Source organism: Burkholderia sp. Ap-955 (genome assembly GCF_011753045.1).
GTDB classification, from domain to species: Bacteria; Pseudomonadota; Gammaproteobacteria; order Burkholderiales; family Burkholderiaceae; genus Burkholderia; species Burkholderia lata_D.
The window spans coordinates 1-8,091 of record NZ_VWWH01000164.1; the positions used below are offsets into that span (position 1 = coordinate 1).

4 protein-coding genes, 2 pseudogenes and 2 riboswitches are annotated in these 8,091 nt (G+C 70.5%); of the genes and pseudogenes, 3 read left to right on the forward strand and 3 right to left on the reverse strand.

All coding sequences use genetic code 11. The annotated features are described in order from the left end of the window. Nucleotides 1-172, reverse strand: a pseudogene (locus F3J15_RS38005) (cobalamin biosynthesis protein); the annotation flags it as partial. After that, nucleotides 169-918 (reverse strand): uroporphyrinogen-III C-methyltransferase, encoded by a 750-nt coding sequence (gene cobA, locus F3J15_RS36470; protein ID WP_166897513.1) that lies wholly within the window; start codon nt 916-918, stop codon nt 169-171. The pseudogene F3J15_RS38005 and the gene cobA, both read right to left, overlap by 4 nt. A gap of 169 nt (nt 919-1,087) precedes the next feature. After that, nucleotides 1,088-1,325, reverse strand: a riboswitch (cobalamin riboswitch). A 112-nt stretch (nt 1,326-1,437) separates the two neighbouring features. Then, nucleotides 1,438-1,704: riboswitch (cobalamin riboswitch) on the forward strand. 329 nt (nt 1,705-2,033) lie between these two features. On the opposite strand from cobA, the gene cobW reads away from it, so the two are divergent. The 3 genes and pseudogenes from cobW to F3J15_RS36485 all read left to right on the forward strand — a co-directional run. Further along, on the forward strand, nt 2,034-3,122 hold the full coding sequence (cobW, locus tag F3J15_RS36475) for a cobalamin biosynthesis protein CobW (protein WP_089445615.1): 1,089 nt from the start codon (nt 2,034-2,036) through the stop codon (nt 3,120-3,122). Nucleotides 3,123-3,128: 6 nt separating this feature from the next. Then, complete coding sequence (gene cobN / locus F3J15_RS36480; RefSeq protein WP_166897515.1) at nt 3,129-6,938, forward strand: cobaltochelatase subunit CobN; 3,810 nt, start codon at nt 3,129-3,131, stop codon at nt 6,936-6,938. After that, nucleotides 6,935-7,969: pseudogene (locus F3J15_RS36485) on the forward strand (ATP-binding protein); the annotation flags it as partial. The gene cobN and the pseudogene F3J15_RS36485, both read left to right, overlap by 4 nt. Here F3J15_RS36485 and F3J15_RS38180 read toward each other — a convergent pair. After that, the gene (locus F3J15_RS38180) at nt 7,939-8,031 is read right to left on the reverse strand and encodes a hypothetical protein (protein WP_275692419.1); all 93 of its coding nucleotides are present in this window, start codon (nt 8,029-8,031) and stop codon (nt 7,939-7,941) included. The pseudogene F3J15_RS36485 and the gene F3J15_RS38180 sit on opposite strands and share 31 nt — an antisense overlap. Nucleotides 8,032-8,091 lie beyond the last annotated feature (60 nt).

Genomic DNA, 8,091 nt, shown 5'->3' on the forward strand with positions numbered 1-8,091 from the left:
GTGCTCTTCCGATCTGCGTGCGCAGCGCGCGGGCACGCGCCTTGTCGGCGAGCGTGGCCACGAGCGCCGGTTCGGCGGCCGGGTATGGCATCAGCGCCGCGCGGATCGCGGCATCGAGTTGCGCGGCCGTCACGCCTGCGCGAAAACCAATGCCGAGCGCGACACGCATCATGCGCCGCCGCCGAGCGCGGCACGTACCGCGGGATCGTCGGCGAACGCCGCGACGCGGCCGACCACGACGATCGCCGGCGAACCGATGCCGGTCGTGCCGATGCGTTCGACGAGCGTGTCGAGCGTCGCGAGCACGTGGCGTTGTTCGGGGCGCGTCGCGTTCTCGATCGCCGCGCACGGCGTCTCGCCGGGCAAGCCGCCTTCGCGCAGCGCCGTTGCGATCGCGTCGAGCCGGCGGATGCCCATGTAGATGACGATCGTCATGCGCGTGGCCGCGAGCGCGCGCCAGTCGGGTTCGTCGGCGCCCGCGCCGTGGCCCGTGACGAAGATCACGCCCTGCGCGTCGCCGCGCTGCGTGACCGGGATGCCGATTGCGGCCGGCGCGGCGATGCCCGCGGTGACGCCGTTCACGACCTCGACCGGGAATCCCGCCGCGCCGAGCGCGGCCAGCTCCTCGCCGCCGCGGCCGAACACGAACGGATCGCCGCCCTTGAGCCGCGCGACGCTGCGGCCCGCGCGCAGATGCGCGAGCATCGCGGCGACGATCGTCTCCTGCGGCGTCGACGCATGACCGCCGCGCTTGCCGACGTGCTCGATGTGCGCATCGGCGCGCGCATGGCGCAGCACGTCGGGATTCACGAGATCGTCGACGAGCAGCACGTCCGCCGCGCCGATCGCGTGGACGGCCTTGAGCGTCAGCAGGTCGGCGTCGCCGGGGCCGGCGCCGACGAGCCAGGCGCGGCTCATCGGGCGCGGCACGGCGCGCACCGTGTCGTCACAGTGGAAAAGGGCAGGCGGGCGGCACGGCGGCGGCCAGCGGACAGGTAAACCATGGCGGATCGAACGAAGCCCGCGCGGACGCGGGGGGAATGCGCACCTCATCCGTCCCCCGCGGATCGGGCGTTCGGCGAGCGTCGGGCTCGCCCCTTGCGTCGGCCGGTATCCGGGCTGGCCGCTTGCCAGGCCGCAGCCTTCCCGCCCGGCTGACGGGCAGTGGCATCGTGGGCGGCCTGGGCGCGTGCGCGGGGAAGCGCGTCGCGCGGGCGGCGTACCGTTGCGGGGACAGCACAGGCCGGGCGGTGGTCCGCCTCCTGTTTCCCGTTTAACTGCAGGCGCGGAATGCGCATGCGAGCACCGAACGCGGCGCTACGATAGCACAGCGACTCCCCGCGCGAACCGCCGCGCACGGCTTCCGGCCACGCGCGGCGGCCATTCGGAACCGGGCCCGGCAGCCCGCTTCGCCTTGACGCTCCCCGCACCGCCGCCTACACTCGCACGCGTTTTGGTGCTCGCGCGCGCCGCTCCGGTGCGCGCAGTTAAACGGGAAACAGGGAGCCTGCCTGCGCCGCAGTCGAGCCAACCTGTGCTGCCCCCGCAACGGTAAGCGAACGCGTCGCGCGCATGCGCCACGCAACGCCGCTTCGCCGCATGCCACGCGCATGCGGACGACCGCCACTGGATGCCGCGCGCATCCGGGAAGGCGAAGCGGCGTGTTCGTCAGCCCGGATACCGGCCGAAACGTTGGGGTTCAGCGCCGCGGGGAGGCGGCGCATCGTCCACGGCCGCAGCAGGTCCGACGCCCGCGCATTGCCCGCTTCCTCCACCGATCCGTCTCCGCGCGAACCCGCGCCGGCCGGCGTGGCGAATGGCAGGCAGCGCGAGCCGGGCCGGCAGCAGCCGTGTTGGCATTCACGATGTCGACCGTTCGCAAGGAAGCACCATGTCCGATTCGTCGTCCCGCCCGTCCCGCGACTGTCCGTCCGGATCGCGCGGCGGCATGCCCGCGATCCGCCAGACGAACTGCCACGCCGCCATCGACGCGACGATCCCGGGCTGATTCCATTTTCGACACAGGACCTACCATGACCCTACGCAAGCTTCCCGTCACGATCGTCACGGGCTTTCTCGGCAGCGGCAAGACGACGCTGATGCGTCACATCCTGCAGCACGCCGAAGGCCGCCGCATCGCGGTGATCGTCAACGAATTCGGCGAGCTCGGCATCGACGGCGAAATCCTCAAGGGCTGCGGCATCGGCTGCGAGGATGCCGAAGGCGCGCAGGGCGAAGCGGCGGGCCAGCTGTACGAACTCGCGAACGGCTGCCTGTGCTGCACCGTGCAGGAAGAGTTCTATCCGGTGATGGAAGCGCTCGTCGAGCGCCGCGCGGACATCGACCACGTGCTGATCGAGACGTCGGGCCTCGCGCTGCCGAAGCCGCTCGTGCAGGCGTTCAACTGGCCGACGATCCGTAACAGCTTCACGGTCGACGCGGTCGTGACCGTGGTCGACGGGCCGGCCGCCGCGAGCGGCCAGTTCGCGGAAAACCCGCAGGCCGTCGACGCGCAGCGCCGCGCCGATCCGAACCTCGACCACGAATCGCCGCTGCACGAGCTGTTCGCCGATCAACTGTCGTCCGCGGATCTCGTGATCGTGAACAAGGCCGATCTCGTCGGCGACGCCGAGTTCGCGCAGATCGAAACCGCGATCCGCGAAGAAATCCCGCCGCAGGTGAAGATCGTGCGTGCGACGCGCGGCGAGCTCGACCTCGCGATGCTGCTCGGCCTCGAATCGGCATCGGAAGAAACGATCCACCTGCGTCACGACCATCACGGCTCGGCCGACGACGGCGATCACGATCACCATCACGACGATTTCGACTCGGTGGTCGTGTCGGGCGACGCCGGCACGCGCGAAGCGACGATCGCCGCGCTGCAGCGTGTCGTCGAAGCACACACGATCTATCGCGCGAAAGGCTTCGCCGCGCTGCCCGGCGCGCCGATGCGGCTCGTGATCCAGGGCGTCGGCCGCCGCTTCGACAGCTATTTCGACCGTCGCTGGCAGGACGGCGAAACGCGCGCGAGCCGCTTCGTGCTGATCGGCGAAGATCTCGACGCGGCCGCGCTGCAACGCGCGTTCGACGCCGCGTGCGCGGCCGAGCCGCAACAGGCGTAACGCACGATGCATCTGCTGCGCACCACGCCGGGCGGCTTCGTCGACGATACGCAGGGCGTCGTCCGGATCGACCAGCAGCCGGCCGACATCGTGATCCTGAGCTCGGCCGACACGACGCTGTCGCTCCTCGCGAGCGTCGTGCCGCATCTGCCGGCCGGCTTCCCGAGCGTGCGGCTCGCGAACGTCACGTTCCTGCGGCAGCCGGCGTCGGTCGACTTCTACGTCGACGACGTGCTGCAGCATGCGAAGTCGGTCGTGATCGATCATCTCGGCGGCGAGGCGTACTGGCCGTACGGAATCGAGCAGGCCGTGTCGCTCGCGTCGAAGCGCGGGCAGCAGCTCGCGATGTTCTCGGGCGACCTGCAGGAAGACCCGAACCTCGTCGCGAAGAGCACCGTCGCGCCCGATCTGTGCCGGCTGTGGTGGCGCTATCTGCGTGAGGGCGGCGTGCACAACGCCGAGGCGCTGCTGCGCAGCATTGCATTCCACACGCTCGGGTTCGGCGAAGAACCCGAATTGCCGCGCCCGCTGCCGGCCGCCGCGTTGTATCACCCGGCGCGCGACCGCGCGAGCGTCGACGACTGGCGGCCGCGCTGGACGCCCGGCGCGCCCGTCGTCGCGATCCTGTTCTATCGTGCGCACTGGCAGGCCGCGAACACGGCCGTGTTCGACGCGCTGGCCGAGGCGCTCATCGAAGAAGGGCTGAATCCGCTGCCGATCGCGGTCACGTCGTTGAAGGACGCGGTGAGCCGCGAAGTCATCACGCAGCTCTGCGACACGCACGGCGTAGCACTCGTGCTGAACACGACCGCATTCGCGGCGGGCGCGATCGACAGCCCCGAACACGACGTGCTCGCCGGCGACGCGCCGGTACTGCAGGTGATCCTGTCCGGCGGCAATCGCGACGCGTGGGTGGCCGACAACCAGGGCCTGCATGCGCGCGATATCGCGATGCACATCGCGCTACCGGAAGTCGACGGCCGCATCGTCACGCGCGCGGTGAGCTTCAAGGGGCTTGCATACCGCTGTCCGCACACCGAGGTCGACGTCGTGCGCTACCAGCCGGATGCCGAGCGGATCGCGTTCGTCGCGGCGCTCGCGCGCGGCTGGTGCCGGCTGCGCACGGTCGACCACGCCGACAAGCGCATCGCGCTGATTCTCGCGAATTATCCGCAAAGCGAAGGGCGGATCGGCAACGGGGTCGGGCTCGACACGCCGGCGTCCGCGCTGCGCGTGCTCGCGGCGCTGCGCGACGCGGGCTACGCTGTGGCCGACCTGCCGCCCGACGGCGACGCGCTGATCGCGCGGCTCACCGAAGGCGTGACCAACGACGCGGCCGTGCATGCGTTGCGGCCCGCATTCCAGAGCTTCCCGCTGGCCGACTACGTCGCGCGTTTCGCGCGGCTGCCGGCGGCCGTGCGCGACGCGCTGAACGAACGTTGGGGGCCGCCCGAAGCCGACCCGACGCTGCGGCAAGGGCGCTTCACGATCGCCGGCTGGCGCGCGGGCAACGTCTTCGTCGGCATCCAGCCGTCGCGCTCGCGCGGCGAGAACGACTACGCGAGCTACCACGACGCGGATCTCGTGCCGCCGCACGCGTATCTCGCGTTCTATTTCTGGCTGCGCGATGCGTACCGCATCGACGCGGTCATCCACCTCGGCAAGCACGGCAACCTCGAATGGCTGCCGGGCAAGAGCGTCGCGCTGTCCGACGCGTGCTGGCCCGACCTGACGCTCGGGCCGCTGCCGCACCTGTATCCGTTCATCGTCAACGATCCGGGCGAGGGCAGCCAGGCGAAGCGCCGCGCCCAGGCCGTGATCGTCGATCACCTGATGCCGCCGCTCACGCGCGCGGAAAACTACGGTCCGCTGCAGGATCTCGAACGACAGGTCGACGAATACTACGAAGCGCTGATGGTCGATGCGCGGCGCGCGAAGTTGCTGCGCAAGACGATCCTCGCGACGATCGCCGAGCACCGGCTGCACGACGAACTGAGCGTGTCGCCGCCGCGCGATACGGGCGACGAGGACGCGCTGCTCACGCGCGTCGACGCGTGGCTGTGCGAACTGAAGGAAGCGCAGATCCGCGACGGGCTGCATGTGTTCGGCGAGTCGCCGATCGATCGACAGCGGCGCGATACGCTGCTCGCGCTTGCGCGCTTTCCGGTGGGCGACGGCAAGGGTGCGCGCGCCGGGCTGATCGGTGCGCTCGCACGCGATCTCGCGCTCGGCGATGATTTCGATCCACTCGCGGCCGACTGGGCCGCGCCATGGGTTGGCCCGCGTCCGGCGATCCTGCTGGCGCTCGACGCATCGCCGTGGCGCCATGCGGGCGATACGCGCGAGCGACTCGAACGGCTCGCGCAACAATGGCTCGATGGGCTGTGTGCAGCGGACGGCGGCAACACCGGCACCGACTCGACACCGCCCGGCGATTGGCCGCACACGCTTGCCGTGATCGAACGCGTCCGCGCGACGCTGCTGCCCGCGCTCGACGCGTGCGGCGGCGAGGAAATGCGTCAGCTGCTGCGCGGGCTCGACGGCCGCTTCGTGCCGCCGGGGCCGAGCGGATCGCCGTCGCGCGGCCGCCCCGACGTGCTGCCGACCGGCCGCAATTTCTATTCGGTCGATACACGCGCGGTGCCGACGCAGGCCGCGTGGTCGCTCGGCCTGAAATCCGCGCAGCAACTGATCGAGCGCCATCTGCAGGATCACGGCGACTATCCGCGCGCGATCGGCCTGTCGGTCTGGGGCACGGCGACGATGCGCACGGGCGGCGACGACATCGCGCAGGCGTTCGCGCTGCTGGGCGTGCGGCCGAAATGGGCGCACGGCAGCCACCGCGTGACCGACTTCGAGATCCTGCCGATCGAGATCTTCGACCGGCCGCGCATCGACGTGACGCTGCGCGTGTCGGGCTTCTTCCGCGACGCGTTCCCGAACCTGATGCACCTGTTCGACGCGGCCGTGCAGGCGGTGGCCGCGCTCGACGAGCCCGAGGAGTTGAACCCGATCCGCGCGCGCATCGAGCGCGAACGCGAGAAATGGGTCGCGCAGGGCGTGGCGCCGGACGAGGCGCGACGCCGAGCCGGCTGGCGCGTGTTCGGCGCGCGGCCGGGCAGCTACGGTGCCGGCCTGCAGGACCTGATCGACCAGCGCCGCTGGCAGACCGACGCGGATCTCGCCGATGCCTACCGCCAGTGGGGCGGCCATGCGTATGCACAGAACAGCGCGGGCGATGCCGCGGCCGACGTGTTCGGCGAGCGGCTCGCGACGATCGACGTCGTCGTGCAGAACCAGGACAGCCGCGAGCACGACATCCTCGATTCGAACGACTATTACCAGTTCCAGGGCGGGATGACCGCGGCCGTGCGGCATCTGTCCGGGCAGCAGCCGAGCATCTATCACGGCGACCACGCGAACCCGGTCGCGCCGAAGATGCGCACGCTGCGCGAGGAAATCGCGCGCGTGATCCGCTCGCGCGTCGTCAACCCGAAATGGCTCGACGGCGTGAAGCGCCACGGTTACAAGGGCGCGGCCGAGCTGGCCGCGACGGTCGACTACCTGTACGGCTATGACGCGACCGCGCGCGTGCTGTCCGACCACCAGTACGCGCTCGTCGCCGACGCGTACCTGTTCGACGACGCCACCCGCGCGTTCCTCGAACGGCACAATCCGAAGGCGCTGCACGGCATCTGCGAACGCTTCGTCGAGGCAATGCAGCGCGGCCTGTGGCAGCAGCCGGGCGACTATCGCGAACGGATCGAAGCGGTCTGGCTCGCGAGCGAACAACTCCAGGAAGGGGGACGGCGATGACCGATCCGACGACGCACCGCGCCCGCGCGGTTTTTCCGTTTGCGGCGCTCGTCGCGCAGGATGCATTGCAGCAGGCGCTGCTGCTCGCCGCGATCGACCCGTCGCTCGGCGGCGTGCTCGTGAGCGGGCCGCGCGGCACCGCGAAATCGACCGCGGCGCGCGGCCTCGCGGAGCTGTTGCCCGAAGGGCAGTTCGTCACACTGCCGCTGTCGGCGAGCGACGAGCAGGTGACGGGTACGCTCGATCTCGCGCACGCGCTCGCTGAAAACGGCGTGCGCTTCCGGCCGGGCCTGCTTGCGCGGGCGCACCTCGGTGTGCTTTACGTCGATGAAGTGAACCTGCTCGCCGACGGGCTCGTCGATACGTTGCTCGACGTCGCCGCGAGCGGCGTGAACATCGTCGAGCGCGATGGCGTGTCGCACGCGCACGACGCGCGCTTCGTGCTCATCGGTACGATGAATCCGGAGGAGGGCGAGCTGCGTCCGCAACTGCTCGACCGCTTCGGCCTGATGGTCGAGCTGGAGAACTGCTTCGACGCCGCGCAGCGCGAGCGGATCGTGAAGGCGCGGCTTGCATTCGATCTCGATCCGGACGCGTTCCGCGCACGTCATGCACCCGCACAGCGCGAACTCGGCGACCGGATTCACGCGGCACGCGCACGGCTCGCGGCGCTCGATTTCGACGATGCAGTCCATGCGCGCGTCAGCGCGCTGTGCATCGACGCGGCTGTCGACGGGCTGCGTGCCGATCTCGTGATGCTGCGCGCGGCGCGTGCGCTCGCCGCGCTGGAGCAGGCCGACGCGGTGACGGTGTCGTATGTGGAGCGGGTGGCCGACGCGGTGCTGCGGCATCGGCGCCACGCGGGCACACCACCATCGTCTGCGTCGTCGCAGCACCGCGATGAACGCGACGGTCGTTCTCCGCCCGATGCGCGAGAGCGCCCCGATGATTCGTCGAGCGCGGCGAAGAACAATGCCACCGCATCACAGGGCGACTGGGGCTATCTGCCCCCCGAACCGGCCGGGCTGCGGCCGAGGATTTCGTCGCTGCGCCGGCTGTCCTCGCGCAACTGCGCGGTGTTGTCGGTCTCCATGTAACCCGGCGCGATCGCATTCACGTTGATCCCGCGCGCGGCCCACTCGTTCGCGAGCAG

Coding starts and splice junctions, on each gene's coding strand:
- F3J15_RS38180 (WP_275692419.1), bottom strand. CDS start 8,031: ATGGAGACCGACAACACCGCGCAGTTGCGCGAGGACAGCCGGCGCAGC.
- cobN (WP_166897515.1), top strand. CDS start 3,129: ATGCATCTGCTGCGCACCACGCCGGGCGGCTTCGTCGACGATACGCAG.
- cobW (WP_089445615.1), top strand. CDS start 2,034: ATGACCCTACGCAAGCTTCCCGTCACGATCGTCACGGGCTTTCTCGGC.
- cobA (WP_166897513.1), bottom strand. CDS start 918: ATGAGCCGCGCCTGGCTCGTCGGCGCCGGCCCCGGCGACGCCGACCTG.